The sequence below is a fragment of the Pullulanibacillus pueri genome (assembly GCF_014639255.1).
GTDB classification, from domain to species: Bacteria; Bacillota; Bacilli; order Bacillales; family Sporolactobacillaceae; genus Pullulanibacillus; species Pullulanibacillus pueri.
The window spans coordinates 51,283-73,955 of record NZ_BMFV01000013.1; the positions used below are offsets into that span (position 1 = coordinate 51,283).

Here is a 22,673-nt window from a genome sequence, read left to right on the forward strand (position 1 = left end):
CCTCTGTCCTTAGGCATTCTTAGGCGTTAATTTCTTGCCACCAAGTACGCACACGCTCTAGACTTTCCTTCGCTTCAGCACTTGGATCATAGATATGCGGCTCATGCTCTACAGTCATCGGCCCTGTGTAACCGATGGCCTTCAATGCTGCCATAACACCCTTAATATCAACGATCCCATCACCCAATGCACACGTATCATGAGCACCAACAGCTTTAACATCCTTCAAATGTACATGAACCAAGTGATCCTTTAAGTCATACACGGCTTGGACGGCATCATAGCCTTGGGTTGCAAACCAACCCGTATCAAGAGCCGAACCGACCCATGGTGAAAACGTGGCCACTTTATTAATAACATCTTGAGGTGTTTTCTCCGGATGATTCTCCAGACCTACATAAATGCCATATTCCTCAGCTAAGGGACGAACGACTGGCCCATTATCAGGATGGAAACCTTGCGCTAAAACAGGGGCACCAATAGCCTTCGCGGTTTCTAATGTTCGCCTTACTTCTTCTTCTGTCACGCCAGGTGCTCCAAAACCTGCCGTATAGGAAATCACATCCACCCCATACCTTTTTAAAATAGCATTCGCCTCTTCTATCATTTTAGGTGTCGCCTTAAGCGGATCAAGATGAGCAATCCATAATTCAATAGCGTCAAAGCCTAGTCCTTTAATTGTCGAAATAAGTTCTTCAAACTTCGTAGAGAACTGGTCTCCGTGGAAAGCCTCGAATGTTGCTTGGTGGCATTTCCCCCAATCTAAACTATCTGTATAATTTAATTCTCTTGCCACATAATTTGCCGTCATAAACGCAAACTTCATTAGCCTTACCTCCTTCTTAAACTCAATTAATAGTTAACCGCTTTCATAAGTCTCCCTCTTATACTTTAATGGAGGGCACCGCTCCTAAAATACTTGATGCGTATAGAGATATTTCAGCATTCTCTAAAATCTCGTACCACTTTATGATAAACTAACTGTAATTATAAAGCGCGACAGATTTTCAGAGATATATCTCATTTTTTCATTAGAGGAGTTCGATGTCTCTATGACCCTAATCCCAATATCACTTTCAAACTATCCTAATATTGATAGTGGATTTCCTTTTCATCTATCCATCAATAAGATTAATCACTATTTCCCGCCTCACCGTCACGATTTTCTTGAGTTTTCTTTAGTGCTTGAGGGCGAGGGCAGAGAAGTGATTAATGGGGCAACGCATGCCCTGCTTCCGGGTACTTTTACTTTTGTTTCACCTTATCAAATCCATGAAATCCATGCCCATAACGCTAAGCCACTCACCTTGTACAATTGTAACTTCGATTTAGATCTCATCATGGATGCCAATAAAAAAGACAGTGGACTGACGAGCCTTCTCTACAATGGCATGGGTACAGAAGAGCGTCCTTCCTTTATACAACTCAATCAAACCCAATTTGCAACCATGAAGGACATTTTAGATTCTATCTATCAAGAATACCAATCTGAAGAAGAGTGGCGCAGCCTCCTAATTAAAGCCAAGGTGATTGAAATTCTGATCCTGTTTGACCGCTTTAGGCAATCACGTTCCCAAAAAACAGCTGTTGAGTCTATAAAGAATAGTGGGATGATCTGGCCCATTGTGCATTACATCCATACCCATCATGATGAAAATATCACTTTAGGCCATCTAGCAAAGCTTTTTAATCTCAGTGTGCCTTATTTAAGTGAGCAGTTTAAAAAATTCGTCGGTCTTAATTTTGTTAGCTTTTTGCATGAAGTTCGCATTCGTCATGCCTGCAGCCTGCTTTTATCAACTGACCTTTCTATCGCAGACGTTTCCGTTGAAGTAGGCTATCAATCCTTTAAAACCTTTTCCCGCGTGTTCAGGCAAAAAAAGGGCATGACACCGACCACTTTTCGCAAAAAGAAGGCCTCTCTGGAGCATTATTCTTTATAAGGATCTTTATAAAGAATAACTTAGCTTGTACTTCCCGCATTGCTAAGCACAGCTGACGTTCAAGCCCAATTCCTTAAAACCAGACTGAAAAATTATAAAAACTACCATTTAATGCAAGATTGATATAGATTCCGACGTAAATTCGATCGGCGTTGGCATCTCATACCTTACTTTATTTGGTGCTAAATTACCGCTTCAGCAGAATACTTCGCTTTCCGTGGGCACGGCTTCAGCCTCCTCACGGACACCCCACCGCTGCGGGTCTTCAGACACGTGCTGTTCCCACAGGAGTCTACGTATTCTGCCTACGCTAAGTAAGATTGTTTTTGAGTTCACGATTCATATCAAACGAAGGAAATACGCAAGAACCGTGTGAGAGAAAGGCAGGAGGTGACAACGCTAATTCTACCAACATTAAAACCAGTTAAGAAAAGCATCGACAGCAATCCAGTGGATTGGAGCGTAAGGCGCGAGACTCCTTCGGGAACAGCACGTGTCCGAAGATCCACTTGGGAAACCCATTAATCCATTCCCAAGTTAGCTGAGGCCGTGCCCGAGGAAAGCGAGCGACCTGAAGCTCAAATCCACACCATAAGCAAGCAGTAATCACTTGTGAACTCTTAGCTTAATAGTTACGTCGCAATTTCCTTCAACTACGAAAATTGATGGCCTTGAGAGTATCTGCGCTTTTCAAGAAAAAACCCTTGCATTAAATAATAGAAACAAAAAATCGCTCCAGTTGTATCATTTAAACTACGGACAAAACGATACAAAGGAACGATTTTTTATTTGCTTTATTTTAACGCGTTTCGAACAGAGAGAATATACTTCGACTGATCAAGCGGATTGACGCCGATTCTTGGTCTGGTAGCCTCCACATCGGGAGGACACTCTTGATAGCCCTTAAACTGGGTTTTAAGTGTTCCTCTTCCTTTCGTCAATGAGCCTAGACGTGCAGGAAAATCAAGTGAGGTGGCAACTGGGAGACTCCCGCTGAGTTCCATACGGCCATTGTTCACTTTAGGCGTGTCAAAGGTTCCTCGCATTTGTATGAGCTCATTCATGAGTTTCCCACTAAAAGTTTCAGGTGTTGTCAGTTTAAAATGGAGTATGGGTTCCAAAAGCTTCGTCCCTACATTTGCCAAGCCATCCATGATTCCCATAGGTGTCGCTACCACAAAATCTAAAGGATGGGTATGCATAACATGGTGCTCTCCTGCCACGAGCGTCACCTTAAGATCCGTCACTTCCCAACCATACAGCCCTTGCTTGAGTGCTTCAGGGACTGTTCTTGCTACCTCATTTTGATAGCGCTCAAGAATATCTTCTTTCCTTACAATTGAATGGTAGCTAATGCCACTCCCCCGTTCCCCAGGTTCAATTTTAAATCTTAAAACAGCCCAACATGGTTTAGGCATCGTATAAGCAATAAATCCTTCCCCGGAGGTCTTCGGTGTTTCTTGATAAATGACGGAGGGTTTGCCAAAAGAAATATCGAGATTAAAACGACTTTTAACAAGCTGAACGAGGATCTCCATTTGAATACTTCCCATTACTTTTAAGTGCAATTCTCGTTTTTCCTTTATCCATTGGAGACCAAGGAGTGGATCTTCATCGGTCAACATTTGTAAGGCTTCAACCACTTTAGTATAGTTATCTTCATTTTCCCACATCACTTGTACGGTTAATAAAGGTACACCAAGGGATCTCATTGTAGGGACACCATCAGCGGAACCGATAATGTCACCAATCTTGGCCTCACTCCAGCCATACACGGCGGCAATATCTCCAGCTTCAAGTTTACCAATGTCTTGCGCTTTATTCCCTTCTATTCTACGAATCTGGGTAACTTTTTCCTCAATCCCCCGTGAGAGATTATAAACATTTTCCCTGTTCTCGATTTTTCCTTTATAGAGACGAACATAGGAGACCTTTCCCATGGTTTCGTCTCTTTCCATTTTAAAAATAATGCCAGAAACCGGAGCGTTGGTGAGGATTTCTGGTTTTGGAAAAAAGTTCACAATGGCATCCATAAGCTCCGTAATCCCTATTCCTTGATTCGAAGCACCAAACAAGACAGGGAAGACAGTGGTTTCCCGAACCCTTTGAATGAGTTCCGGGAGCATTTCCGAAGCCTGAAGCGTTCCCTTTTCAAGATAATTGGCCATTAGGGTTTCGTTTTCCTCAGCTAGGGACTCCATTAATTCTATTTGATAGGGATTTAGAGTGGCATCAAGAGACATGCCTTCATCTAAAAGATCCATCACGCCTGAAAAGGTTCTTTCTTCTCCACATGGCGCTTGTATCGGTAAAGCCTCTCTTGTGAGGTGCTGCTCGATTTCTGATAAAACGCGGCTAGGATCGGCTCCAACACGATCCATTTTATTCATATAAATGAATGTAGGGATATGTAAGTCACGAAGCGCTTGCCACACCACTTCGGTCTGAGCTTGAACGCCTTCTACTGCCGAAACAATAAGAATGGCGCCATCCATAATATGTAATGCTCGTTCAACTTCCGCTATAAAATCGACATGACCAGGTGTATCGACAAGATTTATCCACTGATCCTTCCAATTAAAACGCGTCACTGCTGATTTAATAGAGATCCCTCTATTGCGCTCCACTTCAAGCCAGTCGGTTTGAGTTGTTCCTGTATCAACACTTCCAAGGCTACGAATTTTCCCACTTCGATAAAGTATCTGCTCTGTCGTTGTCGTTTTCCCTGCATCAACATGAGCAAAAAGACCAATGTTCACCCTGCTTCTCCCCTCTTCATCCTCCGTTTAACAAGCTCTCTTCATTATAACATGGACCTAGAAAATCATAACAAGTAGACGCGGAAACAAGGCATTCATAGCCTAAATTCTTTAGAAACACACACAAAATGGGCAGCATGGTGTGGCGATTAACATCTTCTATCTTAATGACAACCCGAATTTTCCCTATTCCCTTTTTTAAAAAAGATTAAGATTTAAACCATCCTTTTTTAATAAACCAGGTGATCATCCCAACGGCAATCACCAGCATACAAATCATGATCCCATAATAACCAAAATGCCAATGCAGTTCTGGCATATTATCGAAATTCATCCCATAAACGCCGACAATAAAGGTGAGTGGAATAAAAATGGAGGATATAACCGTTAGCGTCATCATGATTGAATTCATGCGATTGGAGTTCAGTGAAAAATAACTATCGCGCATATCCGCCGTCATTTCACGGCTAGAATCAATAATTTCAGTCAGCCGAATAAGGTGATCGTAAATATCATTAAAATAGACTTTTCGCTCCTTTACTTCTTGCAAGCGTTCAGAATTCAACATCCGATAAACAAGCTCGCGCGTGGATTGGAAGGAGCGCCGTAGTTTTATCAGATCCTTACGCATGTCAAAAATTTGATCAATCAGATCACCTTTTACACGGTCTTCAAGTTCGTCCTCCAAATCATTTAACGCATCTTCAATCTGATATGCAGCTGGAAAGTACATGTCCACAATTTTATCGAAAATAAAGTACAATAATTGCGCAGGAGAGTTCACTTGTCTCGACACAAGGATGCTGTTCCAAACCTCTTCAATTTCGACCACGGGTTCCTGATGAAAGGTGACCAAAAAACGTTCAGAAACGAACAGATCCACCTCTTCTGAATCTAAAGTCTCCTGATTTAAAGAGTGTAAAACATAAAAATTATAGCCATCATAATAATCCAGTTTTGGTCGCTGCAAATAGTGCAAGCAGTCTTCAATCGCGAGCGGATGAAAATGAAAGACATCGCTTAGTATGGCAATCTCTTCCTTATTAGGTGCCAAAAAATCGACCCAAACCCATTGGTAGTCGTCTATATTCTTTAAGTATTTACCAATATCTTCATACTGGTCGACTTCCCCTCTATCTGTCATCAGTTTGATCAAAGCCCTCTCCACCTTTATGTATTTCATTCGTACCTTTTATATTTCCTCTTAACCAAAGGTTTAAACAAAAAATCATGCCTATGTCTGTTTTCAACTTTTAATAAAAACCGGGCAAAGCCGGTCTTTATTAAAAGACCTAAAAAGTTTTAATCCCAACACAGATGGATGGAGCGAAAGACGCTCTGGCTCCTTCGGGAACGGGACCAGCGCTACTTCACGAATAAACTTCGAGTTGTTCCGAGAAAGCTGACTACGAAGCGATACAAGTAGACGCAGGAACAGGGGTTTTGTAGCATAAAGACTTTGGAACACACAGATATCCAATTCCAAAATGTGCTGAGGTCACTAAGGACGATCGGCTAAATGCGTCACGTCATTAAGGAACTTCGACTAAAAGCGTCACATCCGTGTGACAACGTCGAAGCTAGCACATCAACCACCCCAAAAAGTAAAAAGTACTTTTTGGGGACCCCGATGGTGCGTCGAACGCCGACCCTACCCACTTCGTGTGGGCATGAGGAAAGCGAGCGTTCTGAAGCGGAAATCCACTCCATCCTGGTGAACAGAATTTTATACATTCTTATTCTTTTAGAAAACTTGGCTTGTCTCCAAGCGTTAATGCGACTAGCCAAAGTTGCACATATAAGGTCCCTTGATAACTTACATTCTGATGTTATAAAGAAAAAGACTTTCTAAAAAGCAGTAGGCCCCTTAGAAAGTCTGTCTTAAACACCTTCAGTTACAATTATTGAGCTGTCGGACGTGTTTTCCGAATAAAAAACGATAGGAGAATACCAATAATACAGATACAGGCTGCAACGAAAAAGGCAATATTCACTCCATGAATAACGCCTTGCATGCCATGCGTTTTTACATCCAATGCCGTATTCGCCATAATTGTAAACATGAGTGCTGTCCCAATTGAACCTGCCACTTGCCGCATGGTGTTATTCATTGCTGAACCATGAGGAATAAGACGCTGTGGGAGTTGATTGAGACCTGCTGTGGTCACTGGCATCATCACCATAGAGATACCAAACATGCGGATGGCCCACATAGTGGCTAAGTAAGTATAAGAAGTATTCGCCGTGAGATGTGTGAAGGTAAAGGTGGTAACGGTCGCAATAATCAATCCTATGAGAGCTAACCATTTCGCACCAATTTTATCAAATATCCTCCCTGTAATCGGAGACATCACACCCATGACAATCGCCCCAGGGAGTAACATTAACCCAGATTTTAACGGGGAGTAGCCTAGCATATCTTGCATATAGAGCGGAAGAATCGTAGCTCCTGAAATCATGACTAAGAACACAATCATTCCGATGGCTGTCGTCAAGGCAAATACCCCATATTTAAATACCCTAAACTCAAGAATAGGTTGCTCGAGCTTTAATTGCCGAACGATGAAAAGAATAAGCGCGATTGCACCTACGATTAGAGTAGCGATGACTTCTATATCGCTCCATCCTTTTGATCCCGCCGTACTGAATCCATATAATAAACCGCCGAATCCTATTGTCGATAGAAGAATCGATAAAACATCCAATTTTGGATAGGTCAGCTTGGTAACATTTTTTAATATGAAGAAAGCAAAAATGAAGTCCAAAATAGCAATAGGTAATACAATATAGAATAACACGCGCCACGAATGATTGGTGACGATCCAACCTGATAAAGTCGGACCTATGGCGGGAGCAAAAGCAATCACTAAACCAAACATCCCCATTGCCGCTCCTCGCTTCTCAATAGGAAAAATAGCAAAAAAGATCGTTTGCATGAGAGGCATAATAATCCCTGCGCCCGAAGCTTGGATAATTCTTCCCACAAGTAAGAAAGCAAAGTTGGGAGCTATCGCACAGATAAGTGTCCCGATACCAAATAATGCAATCGCGGTCAAAAATAACTTACGCGTTGAAAAACTTCCGATGAGAAAGGCAGTGATCGGAATCATAATCCCATTGACTAACAAAAAGATGGTTTGTAACCATTGAACTGTCGTGTTATCTAAGCTCAAATCACTCATTATGTGTGGGAGTGCCGTCGCCAGTAACGTCTGATTCAAAATCGCAACAAATGCACCAGAGATTAAAACCGCAACGATCAATCCCCGTTTAAATTCAGGAACTTCTTGCTGTTGAGTGGTCATACGATAAAAATTCTCCTCTCTTTAGGTAATAAAAATGGAGTGACACTATTGTCACTCGACTCGATGTCTTCTATATATTATGTCTAATATCCAAAGACTTATTTTCGATTCTATCAAACATCCTGCGGGACACAAAACAATACGCTCATCGTCATTCATTCTGTTTTAAACATGGAACTATGTGCTTTTAGCTCACCTCAAACTGCTTTTTAGCCATAGGTGATCATAAATACCTTGCATTAAATTAGCAACTATCTCACCAGCCATACTCATTTTTTATATCAAAGTTATTGACGATTGGTGTTAATGGTGGTACATTAAACTTCGATTTATTATTATTCCTAGTAAAAGCATATGAAATGGAGGATTTTTATGACAACCGCGAATTTAAATAATGAATCTAGTTCAAAGGTTGAAGATCTCGTCAAACGTCTCGGGAAACCACAACCACTATTAATTGGACTTGGCATTATTTTAGCAATTATAGTTGATATTTTAGCTTTCCATTATGGCGGGACTCAGCTTGGCGTCCAGTTATGGCTTGGGGTTGCCCTTGGTCTCGCACTCTTCCACTCTCGTTTTGGCTTTACATCAGCATTTAGACGTTTCCTAGCGGTCGGTAACGGAGAGGGCATTCGCGCTCAAATGGTGATGCTTGCTGTTGCGAGTACACTCTTTGCCATCATTTTGGGCACGGGCTTTTCATTCTTTGGCGGAACACCTTCAGCCAGCGTATCTCCTATAGGTGTTAGCCTTGTTGTCGGTGCTTTCCTTTTTGGAATTGGCATGCAAATGGGTGAGGGCTGTGCTTCAGGTACGCTTTATCATATCGGCGGAGGTAAATCTGAAAATTATCTTACTATTGTAGGTTTTGTTGCTGGATCTGCTTTAGGTGCTTATCATTGGAATTTTTGGGTGAATGACCTCCCTTCTTTTAAACCTTTTTCATTCGCAACATCTACCGGTCTTGGTTACTTTGGTGGCTGGGTAATACAAATGATTATTTTTGCCGCAGTTTTCTTTATCACGTTAGTCGTTGAGAAAAAGCGTCAAGCACCAAAAATGGCGCCGATTCCAACAAGTAAAGGCTGGGCACGTATCTTACGTGGATCTTGGCCCGTTATGATTGGTGCCATTGTCCTTGCAGTTCTTAACGCCATCACTTTAGCTGTCCGCAACTCCCCTTGGGGCGTCACTTCTGCGTTTGCACTTTGGGGATCTAAAATTGCTAATGGAATTGGGTTTCATCCAGAAAGCTGGGTGTATTGGCAAGGAGAAAAAGGCGCAGTGCTTCATCAATCGATTTTTGCTGATTCAACCTCTATATTAAACTTTGGTGTCATCATTGGTGCCTTTATCGCAGCCACCCTTGGCGGTCTCTTTTTCTTTACAAAGCTACCCGTTAAACTCATGCTCAGTGCATTGATTGGTGGCATTCTTATGGGCTATGGTGCCCGCCTCGCCTTTGGATGTAATATTGGTGCTTACTTTAGCGGCATTGCTTCCTTTAGCCTTCACGGCTGGGTATGGCTCATCTTTGCAATGGCTGGATCGTTTACAGCGCTCTACATCCGTCCATTGTTTGGGATGAAAGTGCCAAGCTCAGATGACCGTTTTTGTTAATTCATACATGAAAACAGAGAAGCCCGGAAGCTTCTCTGTTTTTTTATTTAAGAAGATCTTATTTAATTCATATTAATCCAAACCGTTTTGATTTCATTATAGTTGTTAAGCGCATAAGACCCCATTTCCCTACCGATACCAGATTCTTTATACCCACCAAACGGGGCCGCGGCATCAAAGGCATTATAACAATTGACCCAAACCGTTCCGGCTTTAATACGATTAGCGACATAATGAGCTGATTTTACGTTTTCTGTCCATAAGCCCGCCGCTAAACCATAATTCGTGCGATTGGCTCGCTCGATCACTTCATCAAGGTCCTCAAATGGCATTGCAGCAACAACGGGGCCGAAGATCTCTTCTTTGGCAATCGTCATGCGGTCATCGACATCGGCAAAAATAGTGGGCTCAACAAAGTAGCCTTTTTCTGTAAATTTACCACCAGTCAGTAATTCAGCCCCTTCTTCTTTCCCTTTATTAATATAATTGACTACACGGTTTTGTTGTTCTTTTGATACAAGTGGCCCCATTTCCGTTTCACTATTAAGACCTTCACCCTGCTTTATAGATTTTGAATGTGACACGAGATCTGCCATAACATTATCAAACGATTTCTTTTGGATAAAGAGGCGTGAACCCGCACAACAGACTTGCCCTTGGTTAAACATAATACCTGATAAAGCCCCAGGAATGGCGCGGGTCATATCAGCATCAGGCAAAATGATATTAGGCGATTTCCCACCAAGTTCTAAGGTCACTCTTTTTAAGGATTTTGAGGCTTCTGCCATAATCGATTTTCCAACCTCTGTCGATCCAGTAAAGGCAATTTTATTGACCAAAGGATGCTTGACCAACGGTGCCCCTGCTGTTTCACCAAACCCCGGGATAACATTTAAAACGCCTTTAGGGAATCCGGCTTCTTCAGCCAATTGAGCTAAGTATAAAGCTGAAAGTGGCGTTTGTTCGGCTGGTTTTAAAACAATTGTACAACCTGAAGCCAGTGCCGCTCCCAGTTTCCACGCCGCCATGAGCAAAGGGAAATTCCATGGGATAATTTGCCCCACAACACCAACAGGCTCATGTCTAGTGTAAGTAAAGAAATCGCCTTGAACCGGGATAGTCTGGCCAACGATTTTGGTTGCCCATCCTGCGTAGTAACGAAAATGTTCAATCGCAAGCGGAACATCAGCTGCAGTGGTTTCTCGAATAGGTTTTCCATTATCCAACGTATCTAGCTGTGCTAACTCTTCTTTGTGAGCCTCCATAAGATCAGCCAGTTTATATATCAGTCTGCTGCGATCAGCGGTCCCTAGACGTGACCATTCGCCTTCATCAAAGGCATAACGAGCAGCTTCAACCGCACGATTAACATCCTCTTCACCCGCTTCATAAACTTCAGCTAAGACTTCTCCTGTTGCCGGATTAAGGGTCTCAAAAGTTTTTCCAGTGGCTGATTCCACCCATTCACCATTAATATAAAGCTTTTTCTTCCCTTTGAGAAAATCAGCAAGTCTTTCAGTGATTGATAGCGTTGGTAAAACCATATCTAAAACCTCCTTAAAAAGTTATACTTACTACTTCAATGTATTATTATGAAAACCCTTCCGATACTCATAAAATGAAAGAAAGTTTTTGTCGACCCCCTTCGACAACATCAACAAGCCATCTGGAGTAATAAGCGGTGAAGTTATAAATAAAGAGATATTCCGTTTCTTTAATCAAAAGAAAACAGAATACCTCTTAAGATGGATTAATGCTCAGTAACTGGCGTTTTCACAACTTCTTTTGTCTCTTGTTCAGTGCCTTTGTTATTTTTCAGGAAGAAGGCCAGTATCAAAGCGACAAAAGCTAAGCTAGTCACAACAATAAATGAAACGTTGACACCATGAATCATTGCCTCTATGGGATTTGGCTTGCCACCAGCAGAAACCGTATCTTGAACCTTATGATCAGCAACATTACTCATAATTGTAAAGAGCACGGCTGTTCCAATTGATCCTGCGACTTGTTGCAAAGTATTCAGCATGGCTGTACCATGTGGATGCAACTCAGGAGGCAAGCTATTTAACCCAGCCGTAAAGAGTGGCATCATTGCCATGGATAGCCCAAACATGCGAATCGCATAGAGAATGGATAAATAAGCAAAGGACGTTGATGTATCTAAAAATGTAAACGGGAAGGTTCCAAATGCAACAATTGCCATCCCTATAACCGCTAACCACTTTGCGCCTACCTTATCAAAAATCATCCCTGTAACAGGTGACATGATCCCCATGACTAAGGCACCTGGCAGAAGCATGAGTCCAGATTCAAAAGCTGTAAAGTCCCGCATATTTTGCATATACATAGGCAGAAGCGTTTCTGCACCAATTAATGACATCATGACGACCATGCCTACCGTTATGGTCAAGGCAAAGATACCATATTTGAAAACGCGAAATTCGAGCAAAGGCTTTTTCATCGTTAATTGTCGCCAGATGAAGAAGATCAGCACGATGGCTCCCACTATAATACTGATGTAAACTTGCGGACTGTCCCAGTGCTTGTTCCCGGCACTACTGAACCCATAAAGCAGTCCACCAAAGCCCACCGAGGAAAGAATAATAGACAGAACATCTACTTTTGGTTTGGTAAGTTGAAGCACATTCTTCATAAAAAAGATGGAAAAGAGAATGTCGAGAACAGCAATCGGTAAGACCACATAAAAAAGCGTTCTCCAAGAGTGATATTCAACAAGCCAGCCCGATAAGGATGGACCGATCGCCGGTGCAAACGCAATGACTATACCTGATAACCCCATGGCGGCCCCGCGTTTTTCAACAGGAAAAATGGCGAGAAAAACATTCATCATTAAAGGCATCATCACACCTGAACCTGCTGCCTGAACAATGCGTCCCAACAACAAAACAGAAAAACTTGGTGCTGTTGCTGCAATCAAAGTCCCAATGGCAAATAAAGTCATTGAGGTTAAGAAAAGTCTTCTCGTTGAAAATTTTTCAATCAGAAAAGCACTGATCGGAATCATAATTCCATTAGTCAATAAGAAAGCTGTGGTTAACCACTGAACACTGCTCTCGCTTATATTAAAAGCATCCATGATATGAGGTAATGCCGTATTAAGTAAGGTTTCATTAAGCAACCCCACAAAAGCACCCACCAACATTAACGCAACGATAGGTCCCTTTTTAAGCTCCCCTACAGTGCTTTGATTTGTTTGACTCACATTAGTCCTCCTTCGTCCCTTTTTTCCCCTATTTCACAGGACATTTACTTGCTCTCCAGTATAAATGACCAATGAGTCAAACGTCAACAACAAAATACCAATTAACATTAAATTTACAAAGTGACTAATCAGTCAAAAAGCCATCCTTTAATAGCCAAAAAAATAAATAAAAAAAGCACCGGTTAGGGTGCTATCATAAAAATTGTCGTTACACTTCTCTTATCTAGAGTAAATCCTTTTTCACAATGCCTTCTGCTAGATATTTCCTAGGAAATCCTTATGGCATAGTAGTAACATACCCAAGGCCGCTTTTTGACACTCTCTAATCACCATTTAGGCAAAAAGCCATCAATTTCTTGTAAGATCCCACTGATTTCTTCTAAAAGAGCTTCGGATAACACAATGTCGCTAGCTTTAGCATTCTCCTCAACTTGCGCAGGGCGACTGGCGCCCACAATCGCTGAGCTCACACCAGGTTGTCTCAAGACCCAAGCAATCGCAAGCTGTGATAATTTCACATTCAATTCATTTTTGGCAAGAGCTTCAAGTTTTGCCACACGTTCAAGAATCTCATCTTTGAGATAGGTTTGGATGAGTCCATTGATTTTTTCATTCGCTGCCCGGCTATCTGATGGGATCTCATGACCCGGCTTATATTTCCCTGTAAGAATCCCTTGGGCAAGAGGGGAGAAAACAACTTGACCGATGCCATTCTCCTCACTCACTGGGAGCACTTCCTTTTCAATGTAGCGAACCAGCATATTATAGATCGGCTGATTCGAAACAAGGGGATGAAGATTTCTTGACTTCGTGAGGTGTACAGCGTCCGTAATTTGAGCCGCTGACCATTCACTCACACCATAATATAAAATTTTCCCTTGGCGAACGAGATCGTCCAATGCCATTAATGTTTCCTCTGTAGGGGTTTCCTCATCAAAACGGTGACACTGATACAGATCTATGTAATCCACGCCTAAACGTGTTAAGCTTGCTTCACACTGTTCGATAATATGCTTTCTTGAGAGTCCCCGGTCATTAGGGCCCTCGCCCATTGGGAAATAGACTTTTGTAGCCAAAACGTAACTTGATCTAGAAAACTCTGATAAGATTTCTCCGACAACCTTTTCCGCCGCACCTCGATTATATGCATTGGCTGTATCAAAGAAATTAATACCTAAATCAAAGGCCTTATGAATAATTTCTTTTGCATTTTGATTCCCTACGGTTTCACCATAGGTCAGCCAGCTGCCAAGACCGATCTCACTTATTTTCATCCCACTGTTTCCTAAACGTCGATACTTCATCATGTAACACCCTTTCTTCATAATTATTAGGATTTTACTTCTGAGCTTTTGACATAGTCGCGCCAGTGATGTTGCGGTTGCCAGTTTAATAGGGTTTTAGCTTTCTTGTTACTCAATAATGACTCATATCCCTCTAATGGTTCCCGAAAGTCCGTGACGTTAGGGTAAGCTTGTGCCATGAGTTCTCGACTAGGGATAGCCATACTGGAATCATCAGCAGCAATATTAAGGGCGACACAGCCAAGATCATCTGTTTCAATGGCTAATCTGTAAGCCACTGCTGCATCTCTTGTATCAATATAGCTCCACAAAATACTTTTCCGTTGCTCAGGATCATGAATAAAGCTTGGAAAATATTTATATCGATCAGGTGCAATGACATTCCCTAATCGCATGGAAACAATTTGCATTCCTGTTCGTTGATGAATCATATCCGCTGTTTTTTCATTTACAATCTTAGACAACCCATAGCTGTCTTGTGGCAACCGGGGGTGATCCTCATCAACAGGGACATACTGTGGTTCTAATGGGCGAATGGCAAAAACAATACCATAAGAAGATTCACTTGAGGTGATCACCGATTTCTTAATCCCTAAATGGGCCGCAGCCTCAAGGATATTATAGGTGGACATGACGTTATTTTGAAAAGTGACCTCATTCGGATGTGAATAAGCAACGGGAATTGCTGCCAAATGAACCACCGCATCTGCCCCCGCAAGAACACCATAGACTTCGCCTAACTGCGTTAAATCAGTAATAACGGTCGGACAGAGTTCTTCTTGGGGTTTGACTCTATCAACATTCACAACATCATAGCCATGATCTATAAATTCCTTAATAACAGAAGGACCAAGCAAACCACTTCCACCTGTCACAACAACCTTTGTCATCCTTTTTCCTCCTTATTCATATGGCGAATCGAATTCTTGACATCGCTTATCTTTATAATAAGCAGAGAAACAAAGGATTTGAAGAACTGAAATATTTTTCATATACTGAATTTATAACTATTTAGTATCATTTTTATAGTAAGTTTTTAAAACGTATAGGAGTGATCACTTGGAAGCAACAAATCCTGAATTGATCGAATGCTCAATTGAAAAGGCTTTAAATGTGATAGGAGGCAAATGGTCCTTCCTCGTTCTCAAGGAACTGTTTGAAGGAACACGCAGATTTAGTGAATTGAAAAAAGCGATTCACGGAATTAGCCCAACCGCTTTAACAAGTACACTCAGACATCTTGAAAATAACGAAATTCTTACACGAACCGTGTATCCTACTGTCCCTGCCACTGTCGAATATGCGTTAACAGAGAAAGGACAAGCCCTGCATAAAATGATCAAGGAAATGAAGATTTGGGGATCAAAGTGGACCTAATGAGGACCGGGCGAAAGGCATGCCCGGCCTTCATTCAGTGAAGTTTAAAAGGTTTCTTACCAAAATGCACCGTCAGCATAAAGTGGTAAGGAGTGGAAGACGGGAGATTCGGCACACTTATACAGAGTGTGTTCCTTAGCGCCGCTGACCCACGGATGCCTAAACGAGAGTCCATCGGGAACCGGGCCAGCGTTACTTCTCGAATAAACTTCGAGTTGGTCCGAGAAAGCTGACGACGAGCGTTCTAAAGCGTAATGCCACACCATCCTGGTGACTAGAATTTCTTATTTCTTTTAGAAAACTGGGCTTCTCCCTCCCTATCCTTACAAAAGAGGACTAACGCTCACGCTAATCCCCTTTTCCTATGCTTTTAATTTTTTTCTTAGTTAACTTCAATCGTCTTATAGAGTTTACGGAAGGCTGCAGCCGCTTGCTCAGGTTGATTGGCACCTAAAATGGCAGAGACAACAGCAACGCCAGCGACCTTCTCCTTTATAATCAGTCCTGCATTTTGTAGAGTAATCCCTCCAATGGCGACGATAGGCAAAGAAACGGCTGCTTTTATTTTTCTTAAAGCATCTATCGAAATAATCGTCGCGTCATCCTTTGTTTTCGTTGGGAATACAGACCCTACGCCTAAATAATCGGCACCGTCACATTCGGCTCGCTTCGCTTGTTCAACCGTCTCAGCGGATACCCCCAAGAGCTTATCTTCACCTAACAGGCGTCTCGCAACACTGGCTGGAAGATCTTTTTGTCCAAGATGTAGCCCATCGGCCTCTATCGCAAGCGCGAGATCGAGCCGATCATTGATAATAAAAGGAACGTTATAGCGAGTGGTGAGCGTTTTTACCCGCTTCGCTAATGTATAAAGCGCACGTGTTTCCAAGGCCTTTTCTCGTAACTGCACAAGAGTGACTCCACCTTTTAACGCTTGTTCGATTTTCTTTAAAAAAAGCTCTTCATGACGCCCGTCATATTTTTCAGTCACCAAATAAACAGAATAATCTATGGCATGCTTATCTAACAAGGATGGTTCCTCCTTCTTGCAGCGCTTCCTTGGTCATAAGAGAGAGCGCATCGATTAAGCGGACACGAAACATTCCTGTCCCTTCATTTTGCTGGAGACGGGCATAGCCAAGCTCGCCTGCCCGATTCATTAGCGCGATCCCTGTAATGGTGGCTGACATGTGATCCTTAGTTACTGCACAAGCAGAAGCAATGAGAGAATTCGTCATACAGCCTGTACCAGAAACTTGAGCGAGCATTGGATGCCCACCCGTAATTTCAGCTAACTGTCGTCCATCGGTAATCACATCTTTTTGACCGGTAACTGCTACAATGCAGGCATGTTGTTCAGCAAGGTGCTTAGCAATCGTTGCTACATCCTCCATTGAATCACCAGCATCGACGCCCCTACCATTAGACTCAATCCCCGCTAGCGCCCTTATTTCTGAGCTATTGCCACGAATCACTGAAAAGCGGATGGAGTGCAAAAGAATCTTAGCAACTTCCATTCGATAACTTGTGGCACCAACGCCAACAGGATCGAAAATAACAGGAATGCCTTTTTTATTCGCAACTTTGCCAGAGACCAGCATGGCTTGCACCGTTCGCTCTGACAAGGTGCCCATATTAATCACCAAGGCCTCGGCATGTGCCGTCATCTCCTCAGCGTCTTGGGGGTCATCCGCCATTACTGGACTTGCCCCCACCGCTAGAGTAACATTGGCACAATCATTGATTGTGACCGCATTCGTAATATGATGGATCAATGGTCGAGACGCTTTAATGTCTTCAATTAAATGATGAATCGCTTCATAAATAGTCATACTCTCATTCCTTTTCATTCATTTATCCCTGTTTACTTCCTGTCGCCGTATACCATTCATGAAAATGGTGAGTGGGACCTGCACCATGTCCTAACTCAAGCGCATGGGCAATAGCCCCTTGGATATATTGCTTGGCACGTTGGATGGCCTCTTCTAATGAGTGACCTTTCGCTAAAAAAGCAGCAATGGCTGAAGATAAAGTACAACCAGTACCATGGGTATTCTTCGTCGCAATCCTTTTCCCTTCAAAAGTCCGCCACTTCTCGCCATCATATAAAATATCGATCGCCTCTCCTTGCAAATGACCGCCCTTGACTAAAACCGCTTGTGGCCCTTTTTCAGCAAGCGCTTTTGCGGCCTCCTTCATATCCGACAGAGTTTCGACCGGATGACCAACAAGAACACTTGCCTCTTTTAAATTCGGTGTAAGTACAGTTGCTAACGGAAGAAGATGTTCGATCAAAGCTGCTTTTGCCTCTGGCCTTAGTAAATCGTAGCCGCTTTTAGAAACCATGACCGGATCTAGCACGACATGATGAGGCTGATAAACGCGAAGTTTTCTCGCAATGATTTGAATAATTTCAGCGTTTGAAAGCATACCGATTTTCACACTATCAACGGGTATATCTTGAAAAACGGCATCGAGTTGCCCGGTGATTATCTTCTCAGACAGCTCTTCAACCCCAAAAACACCCTGTGTATTTTGCGCTGTCACGGCCGTAATCACGCTCATCCCGTAAACACCTAGGGCAGAAAAGGTTTTTAAATCGGCTTGAATCCCTGCTCCTCCGGAGGAATCAGACCCTGCTATCGTCAGTGCTGTTTTCATTTCCATCTTCATCCCTTCTTAACCAGTCTGAAATGACTTTATGTCTTTTTAATCCTTTTAAGAGAAAATACGCAATCAAGCTTCCAACAAGGGAAGCAAGAGTAAAAGGCGTGATGAAATAAAAGACGGCGCTATCTACACCATAAAGGAACTTCGCCAGTGGGAAACTCACAAGAGCACCCATTACTCCAGTGCCGATGACTTCTCCCACAGCCGCCCAACCTATCCGTCTTGTTTTTCTAAATAAATTACCTGCGAGGAAAGCCCCAATCATGCTCCCTGGAAAAGCAAGAAGTGACCCTGTTCCCATAAGATTTCGCAACAAGGAGATCACAAAAGCACATCCTAAGCTATACCAAGGCCCGACAAGCACTGCTGTAAGAACATTAATCAGATGTTGCACAGGAAAAAGCTTTGAAACACCTAATGGTATGAAGATGATATCGCCTGTCACGATGCCTAGAGCAATAAAAAAGGCTGTTATTACAAGCTTTCGCGTTAACAACATGTCAAAAGTATCCCCCTCTCCTATATCACACTATAAAATGCCTTCCAATTACGGATAAAACTTGGATAGTAGCTGACCATCCATCGACTTCCTTATGACTAAAAAAAAAGACGCAAACCAGAATAGGTTTGCGTCTGTCGTCACTATGTATTAATCGTTCATGCGGCAGTCACTTCCCTACGCTGGTATAAACCAGATCAGGTTCCAAGGGTCAAAGACGTTTAACGGGTCTTAATCTCAGCTGGCCACACCAGCCCCCCTAGTGCTCAAATCGTATATATACTTTTACTCTTAAACTCTAGCACGATCCCCTCTAGACTTCAAGACTAATATTTAAAAGCCCTCTTCGCTATTAACTACCATGCATTAAAGACCTCCATAACTCTTCAGCGCTGCATTATTGGCTTCTCATGTGGCCCATTCAAGAGCCCCACCTTCTCCTCACAACCTAAAAATCGGGCAAATAACTGCCATTGTTAAATTAAACCTTTTCCACAAACTTGAAGAGAAGAGTCAAATTTAAGAGACAGGCTCAGCAACATCTTAAGCAGTAAATACCTTCTCACTTACCTTATATTTTTCAATAGCCTTCATATTCACTTCGTAACCAATGCCAGGTTGATTAGGGACATTGATGGTGCCATCAGCATTCACGGTGACCTCTGGAACAATGATATCTTCTTCCCAATAGCGTGAAGAACCCGCTGTATCACCAGGAAGGGTGAATTGTGGCAAAGTGGTGATCGCAATGTTATGGGCGCGCCCCACACCGGCTTCAAGCATTCCGCCACACCAAACATCGATGCCATTTTTAGCACAGAGATCGTGAATTTTTTTCGATTCGGTTAACCCCCCAACACGACCAATTTTAATATTGATAATCTTGCAACTCCCAAGTTCAATAGCTTTGCGGGCATCCGAAACAGAATGAATACTTTCATCCAGGCAAATCGGCGTTGACAGCTCCTTCTGTAACTTGGCGTGATCGATGATATCATCATGTTCGAGTGGCTGCTCAATCATCATTAAGTTAAAATCATCTAATCGCTTTAAAAGGTCAATATCTTTTAATGTATAGGCTGAATTCGCGTCTGCCATAATAGGCACGTCTGGGTAGACACGTCTAATTTCTCTCAACACTTCAACATCCCGACCAGGCTTTATCTTAAGTTTAAGCCTCTGGTAACCTTCCGTCAGGTAACCGTCTATAAGATGGAGCAGTGCGTTGACCGAGGATTGAATACCAATGCTGATACCAACACCGATCTTATCTCGGGTACCGCCTAGGGCCTTGGCTAAAGGCTCCCCGGTTCGTTTAGCATACAAATCCCAAACAGCACCTTCCACAGCCGCTTTCGCCATATTATTTCGTCTGATATGGGAAAATTTTTCGCTCACCTCATCTGGATGAGTGAGTGGCGCATTCAGCAAAGTAGGAAAAAGAAAATCCTCCAGCATGTGTTGACTCGTTTGAACTGTTTCTTCACTGTACCAAGGGGAACCCATCGCAACGGACTCGCCCCAGCCGCTCAGCCCGTTTTCATCAACGGCTTCTATCAAAAGGAAATCCTTATTATGTATCGTCCCGAAACTTGTGGTAAAAGGCGCCTTCATTTTCATCTGCAATTGGCGCAAGATTATTTTTTTAATTTTAAATGTCTCTTTCATGCTACTCATCCTCCCTTAAACTCGTGAGTTTTTTTAGTACAAAACGATAGTAACTCACAGCATCACTCTTTTTTATCAAATCCACACCAACAAAGCCTTGTGCTATTAAACTATTGAATACCTCTCTTGTTGCTATACGCCAATTCATAGCTAATTCATGATCAAGAGAGCGTATCGTCTGAAAATCATATGGAACGGGAACAAACCATTCTGGACTTGTGGCGATATCGACATCCTGTAAAAAGGAAGTCTCCGGCACCGGTAATCCCTGTTTATTGATGACTACCTTCAATAAGCAATGGGCCTCATCTATCTGGGTTTCTCTAGACGCGTGAGCATCATTAGGTTTCGTCAGTTGTCCAGTCGCAAACGTTACTCTATCACCCAAACCCGATGATCGCTTACTCGCTATAGGCCATTCGGCCAAAAAACGATCGGTAGGCAGTCCGGCATTCAATGCGTCTGTCATCTCACCATAACTATTTTCGATATATTGACTCGCGAATGCACCTAACTTATGCAAATTCAAATAAGCGTTTAAACTCAACAATGGATCAAACGTCCAAACAATCGATGAATAGCCAGCCTCACGTGCCAACTCGTATTGCCGTTGTTTTAACCTTTCACCCATTTTCTGCTTCTGAAAATCGCGCTTGATCCCCAGCATATGCGAACACAAATAACTATTCCCGTCCTTAAAGCCCGCAAAACTATATAAAAAGCCGACGAGGTGATCCCTTTCATAGGCACCTAGTACAATTCCACCGTTTTTTGCAGCGGTTAGGGTTTGATGAATTGGGATCGGTGCCGTATGCCATACTTCTTCCTCAAGCTTCTGCATTTCTTCTAATTCAGCGACTGTACTCAATTTCCTGATTACCGCATTACTCATAATCAACAGAACCCCCATATTTCTCTAATGTGATCAAAACCGTTTCCGTCAAAATCTCAATGCCCGAAAATAAGGCCTTTCGATCAAAGGTCATATCTGGATGGTGCAGGCCAGGCGTCAAGCCACAGCCAAGACCAAGCATGGTTGCTTTTATATGAGGGCGTTTTAATGCATAAAAGTGAAAATCATCCCCGCCTGTTGTTACAACTGGTGCCTCCAAGTTTTCGACACCCAAGGCCTTACAAATGGATTCAGTCATAACTTCCTGTGCTTCTTTATTTACTATCGCACCCGCGACATGCGTCATATTTAAGAATCGTATATCAACCCCAAACTGTTGGGATAATTGTTGGATGATTTGATGTAGTCTCTGGTATAATGCCTCCATCGCCGCGTTAGTTTGCGCACGTAAATCAACACTGAACTCACCATAACCTGGAATAATATTGGCATTCTTTCCACCTGCCGTTAATTTTGTAAGTTTGATAGAGTAAGGGATCATGGGGTCGAGGTGGATTTCATTGATAAAATTGACAAGTGCCGCTCCCACCTCAATCGCGCTCTTTCCAAGATGTGGCCTTGCGCCATGAGCATCCTCACCAATGATTTCTCCTTGTATCAACCTGGCCGCCCCATGAACAATGGCCGGTGAGGCCTTCCCATTTTCCACCTCTTGAAAAGGACGCAAATGGACACCGTAAAGATAATCAACATCGTCAACAACGCCTTTTTCCACCATTTTCAAAGCCCCAGTTCCTTTTTCCTCAGCGGGCTGAAAGATAAAACGGACTGTCCCTTGACGAATAACAGCCCTTTTTTTCAGAGCCAACAAAACGCCAAGAACCATCGTCATATGTGCATCATGTCCACATGAATGATTAGCCTGAAACTTACCCTTTACCTGTTGCCAAAGCGCATCCATATCCGCTCGTAAAGCAATCACCGGTGACCCTTCACCGATTTCACCGATCACTCCTGGGCAATCCTCAAATGTACGGATTCTGCAACCTTTTTTCTCCAACAGCCGTTTCACAAACTGAGTCGTTTCAAACTCCTGCCAACTTATTTCAGGATGTTCATGTAAATAGGTAAAAAGCTGTGTTACCTCTTCTGCAAAACCGCCATCGAGTCCTTTCAATATTCTCCCTCCTTAATAAAAAGTTTGTTAAAGCCTTAAAAGCTCATCCATGTGGATGTCATTAGATGAGTGAGTAAAGGTGAAATTTAACATTTCCTTCTCAATTTGCTGTATTGATCATATCTCCCAGTCGCTAGGCTTTAAAACAATCATCATTTTTTATTTGAAGTGAATCCTTCTTATCTTACTAAAAATGAAGTTCTAGCTTTTCCAAATACGATACCACAGGCTGATTATTCTCGCAATACTGAAAATACATTATTGCGTAAGTT

Annotated in this window: 18 protein-coding genes and 1 riboswitch; of the genes, 3 read left to right on the forward strand and 15 right to left on the reverse strand. The window is 42.6% G+C overall.

The window, feature by feature from the left end:
- Positions 1 to 19: 19 nt before the first annotated feature.
- Positions 20 to 826 (reverse strand): sugar phosphate isomerase/epimerase family protein, encoded by an 807-nt coding sequence (locus IEV91_RS09880; RefSeq protein WP_188497265.1) that lies wholly within the window; start codon positions 824 to 826, stop codon positions 20 to 22.
- Positions 827 to 1,052: 226 nt separating this feature from the next.
- Between IEV91_RS09880 and IEV91_RS09885 the strand changes: the two genes are divergently transcribed.
- Complete coding sequence (locus tag IEV91_RS09885) at positions 1,053 to 1,943, forward strand: helix-turn-helix domain-containing protein (RefSeq protein ID WP_188497266.1); 891 nt, start codon at positions 1,053 to 1,055, stop codon at positions 1,941 to 1,943.
- Positions 1,944 to 2,737: 794 nt separating this feature from the next.
- Here the strand turns inward: IEV91_RS09885 and IEV91_RS09890 are convergent.
- The 3 genes from IEV91_RS09890 to IEV91_RS09900 form a co-directional block, all read right to left on the reverse strand.
- On the reverse strand, positions 2,738 to 4,702 hold the full coding sequence (locus IEV91_RS09890; protein ID WP_188497267.1) for an elongation factor G: 1,965 nt from the start codon (positions 4,700 to 4,702) through the stop codon (positions 2,738 to 2,740).
- Between the two features lie 208 nt (positions 4,703 to 4,910).
- Entirely contained in the window at positions 4,911 to 5,858 is a 948-nt protein-coding gene (gene corA / locus IEV91_RS09895) for a magnesium/cobalt transporter CorA (RefSeq protein ID WP_229745511.1), read from the reverse strand.
- Between the two features lie 745 nt (positions 5,859 to 6,603).
- Positions 6,604 to 8,007: a DHA2 family efflux MFS transporter permease subunit gene (locus IEV91_RS09900; RefSeq protein ID WP_188497269.1), complete on the reverse strand. Its 1,404-nt coding sequence runs from the start codon at positions 8,005 to 8,007 to the stop codon at positions 6,604 to 6,606.
- A gap of 372 nt (positions 8,008 to 8,379) precedes the next feature.
- On the opposite strand from IEV91_RS09900, the gene IEV91_RS09905 reads away from it, so the two are divergent.
- Positions 8,380 to 9,630 (forward strand): YeeE/YedE family protein, encoded by a 1,251-nt coding sequence (locus IEV91_RS09905; RefSeq protein ID WP_188497270.1) that lies wholly within the window; start codon positions 8,380 to 8,382, stop codon positions 9,628 to 9,630.
- Positions 9,631 to 9,692: 62 nt separating this feature from the next.
- Here IEV91_RS09905 and IEV91_RS09910 read toward each other — a convergent pair whose 3' ends face one another.
- The 4 genes from IEV91_RS09910 to IEV91_RS09925 all read right to left on the reverse strand — a co-directional run bounded on the left by IEV91_RS09910 (position 9,693) and on the right by IEV91_RS09925 (position 15,047).
- Positions 9,693 to 11,174, reverse strand: a complete 1,482-nt coding sequence (locus IEV91_RS09910; protein ID WP_188497271.1) for an aldehyde dehydrogenase family protein — start codon at positions 11,172 to 11,174, stop codon at positions 9,693 to 9,695.
- 206 nt (positions 11,175 to 11,380) lie between these two features.
- Positions 11,381 to 12,853 (reverse strand): MDR family MFS transporter, encoded by a 1,473-nt coding sequence (locus IEV91_RS09915; RefSeq protein ID WP_308420027.1) that lies wholly within the window; start codon positions 12,851 to 12,853, stop codon positions 11,381 to 11,383.
- Positions 12,854 to 13,179: 326 nt separating this feature from the next.
- Complete coding sequence (locus IEV91_RS09920) at positions 13,180 to 14,157, reverse strand: aldo/keto reductase family protein (protein WP_188497272.1); 978 nt, start codon at positions 14,155 to 14,157, stop codon at positions 13,180 to 13,182.
- 26 nt (positions 14,158 to 14,183) lie between these two features.
- Positions 14,184 to 15,047 carry an NAD-dependent epimerase/dehydratase family protein gene (locus IEV91_RS09925; RefSeq protein ID WP_188497273.1) on the reverse strand — a complete coding sequence of 288 codons (864 nt, stop codon included), beginning with the start codon at positions 15,045 to 15,047 and terminating at the stop codon, positions 14,184 to 14,186.
- A 169-nt stretch (positions 15,048 to 15,216) separates the two neighbouring features.
- Here IEV91_RS09925 and IEV91_RS09930 point away from each other — a divergent pair, with 169 nt between their 5' ends.
- Positions 15,217 to 15,534 (forward strand): winged helix-turn-helix transcriptional regulator, encoded by a 318-nt coding sequence (locus tag IEV91_RS09930; protein ID WP_188497274.1) that lies wholly within the window; start codon positions 15,217 to 15,219, stop codon positions 15,532 to 15,534.
- Positions 15,535 to 15,916: 382 nt separating this feature from the next.
- Here the strand turns inward: IEV91_RS09930 and thiE are convergent, their stop codons facing one another.
- The 7 genes from thiE to IEV91_RS09965 form a co-directional block, all read right to left on the reverse strand.
- Positions 15,917 to 16,564, reverse strand: coding sequence for a thiamine phosphate synthase (gene thiE / locus IEV91_RS09935; RefSeq protein ID WP_188497275.1), 648 nt, complete (start codon positions 16,562 to 16,564; stop codon positions 15,917 to 15,919).
- On the reverse strand, positions 16,554 to 17,366 hold the full coding sequence (gene thiM / locus IEV91_RS09940) for a hydroxyethylthiazole kinase (protein WP_188497276.1): 813 nt from the start codon (positions 17,364 to 17,366) through the stop codon (positions 16,554 to 16,556). Before thiM ends, thiE begins: the two co-directional genes overlap by 11 nt.
- 22 nt (positions 17,367 to 17,388) lie before the next feature.
- On the reverse strand, positions 17,389 to 18,195 hold the full coding sequence (gene thiD, locus IEV91_RS09945; RefSeq protein ID WP_188497309.1) for a bifunctional hydroxymethylpyrimidine kinase/phosphomethylpyrimidine kinase: 807 nt from the start codon (positions 18,193 to 18,195) through the stop codon (positions 17,389 to 17,391).
- Positions 18,164 to 18,703 carry an energy coupling factor transporter S component ThiW gene (gene thiW, locus IEV91_RS09950; RefSeq protein WP_204871298.1) on the reverse strand — a complete coding sequence of 180 codons (540 nt, stop codon included), beginning with the start codon at positions 18,701 to 18,703 and terminating at the stop codon, positions 18,164 to 18,166. The genes thiD and thiW overlap by 32 nt, the downstream gene beginning before the upstream one ends.
- Positions 18,704 to 18,860: 157 nt before the next feature.
- Positions 18,861 to 18,974: riboswitch (TPP riboswitch) on the reverse strand.
- A 272-nt stretch (positions 18,975 to 19,246) separates the two neighbouring features.
- Positions 19,247 to 20,371, reverse strand: a complete 1,125-nt coding sequence (gene menC, locus IEV91_RS09955) for an o-succinylbenzoate synthase (protein ID WP_188497277.1) — start codon at positions 20,369 to 20,371, stop codon at positions 19,247 to 19,249.
- 1 nt (position 20,372) lies between these two features.
- Positions 20,373 to 21,263 carry a GNAT family N-acetyltransferase gene (locus IEV91_RS09960; protein ID WP_188497278.1) on the reverse strand — a complete coding sequence of 297 codons (891 nt, stop codon included), beginning with the start codon at positions 21,261 to 21,263 and terminating at the stop codon, positions 20,373 to 20,375.
- Positions 21,256 to 22,401, reverse strand: a complete 1,146-nt coding sequence (locus IEV91_RS09965; protein ID WP_188497279.1) for a M20 peptidase aminoacylase family protein — start codon at positions 22,399 to 22,401, stop codon at positions 21,256 to 21,258. Before IEV91_RS09965 ends, IEV91_RS09960 begins: the two co-directional genes overlap by 8 nt.
- Positions 22,402 to 22,673 lie beyond the last annotated feature (272 nt).

Bases quoted from the DNA above. Each gene is read 5' to 3' on its own strand.
- IEV91_RS09910 (WP_188497271.1), bottom strand. From the start codon at position 11,174: ATGGTTTTACCAACGCTATCAATCACTGAAAGACTTGCTGATTTTCTC.
- thiM (WP_188497276.1), bottom strand. From the start codon at position 17,366: ATGACTATTTATGAAGCGATTCATCATTTAATTGAAGACATTAAAGCG.
- thiW (WP_204871298.1), bottom strand. From the start codon at position 18,703: ATGTTGTTAACGCGAAAGCTTGTAATAACAGCCTTTTTTATTGCTCTA.
- IEV91_RS09880 (WP_188497265.1), bottom strand. From the start codon at position 826: ATGAAGTTTGCGTTTATGACGGCAAATTATGTGGCAAGAGAATTAAAT.
- IEV91_RS09900 (WP_188497269.1), bottom strand. From the start codon at position 8,007: ATGACCACTCAACAGCAAGAAGTTCCTGAATTTAAACGGGGATTGATC.
- IEV91_RS09960 (WP_188497278.1), bottom strand. From the start codon at position 21,263: ATGAGTAATGCGGTAATCAGGAAATTGAGTACAGTCGCTGAATTAGAA.
- menC (WP_188497277.1), bottom strand. From the start codon at position 20,371: ATGAAAGAGACATTTAAAATTAAAAAAATAATCTTGCGCCAATTGCAG.
- IEV91_RS09905 (WP_188497270.1), top strand. From the start codon at position 8,380: ATGACAACCGCGAATTTAAATAATGAATCTAGTTCAAAGGTTGAAGAT.
- IEV91_RS09925 (WP_188497273.1), bottom strand. From the start codon at position 15,047: ATGACAAAGGTTGTTGTGACAGGTGGAAGTGGTTTGCTTGGTCCTTCT.
- IEV91_RS09920 (WP_188497272.1), bottom strand. From the start codon at position 14,157: ATGAAGTATCGACGTTTAGGAAACAGTGGGATGAAAATAAGTGAGATC.
- thiD (WP_188497309.1), bottom strand. From the start codon at position 18,195: ATGAAAACAGCACTGACGATAGCAGGGTCTGATTCCTCCGGAGGAGCA.
- IEV91_RS09885 (WP_188497266.1), top strand. From the start codon at position 1,053: ATGACCCTAATCCCAATATCACTTTCAAACTATCCTAATATTGATAGT.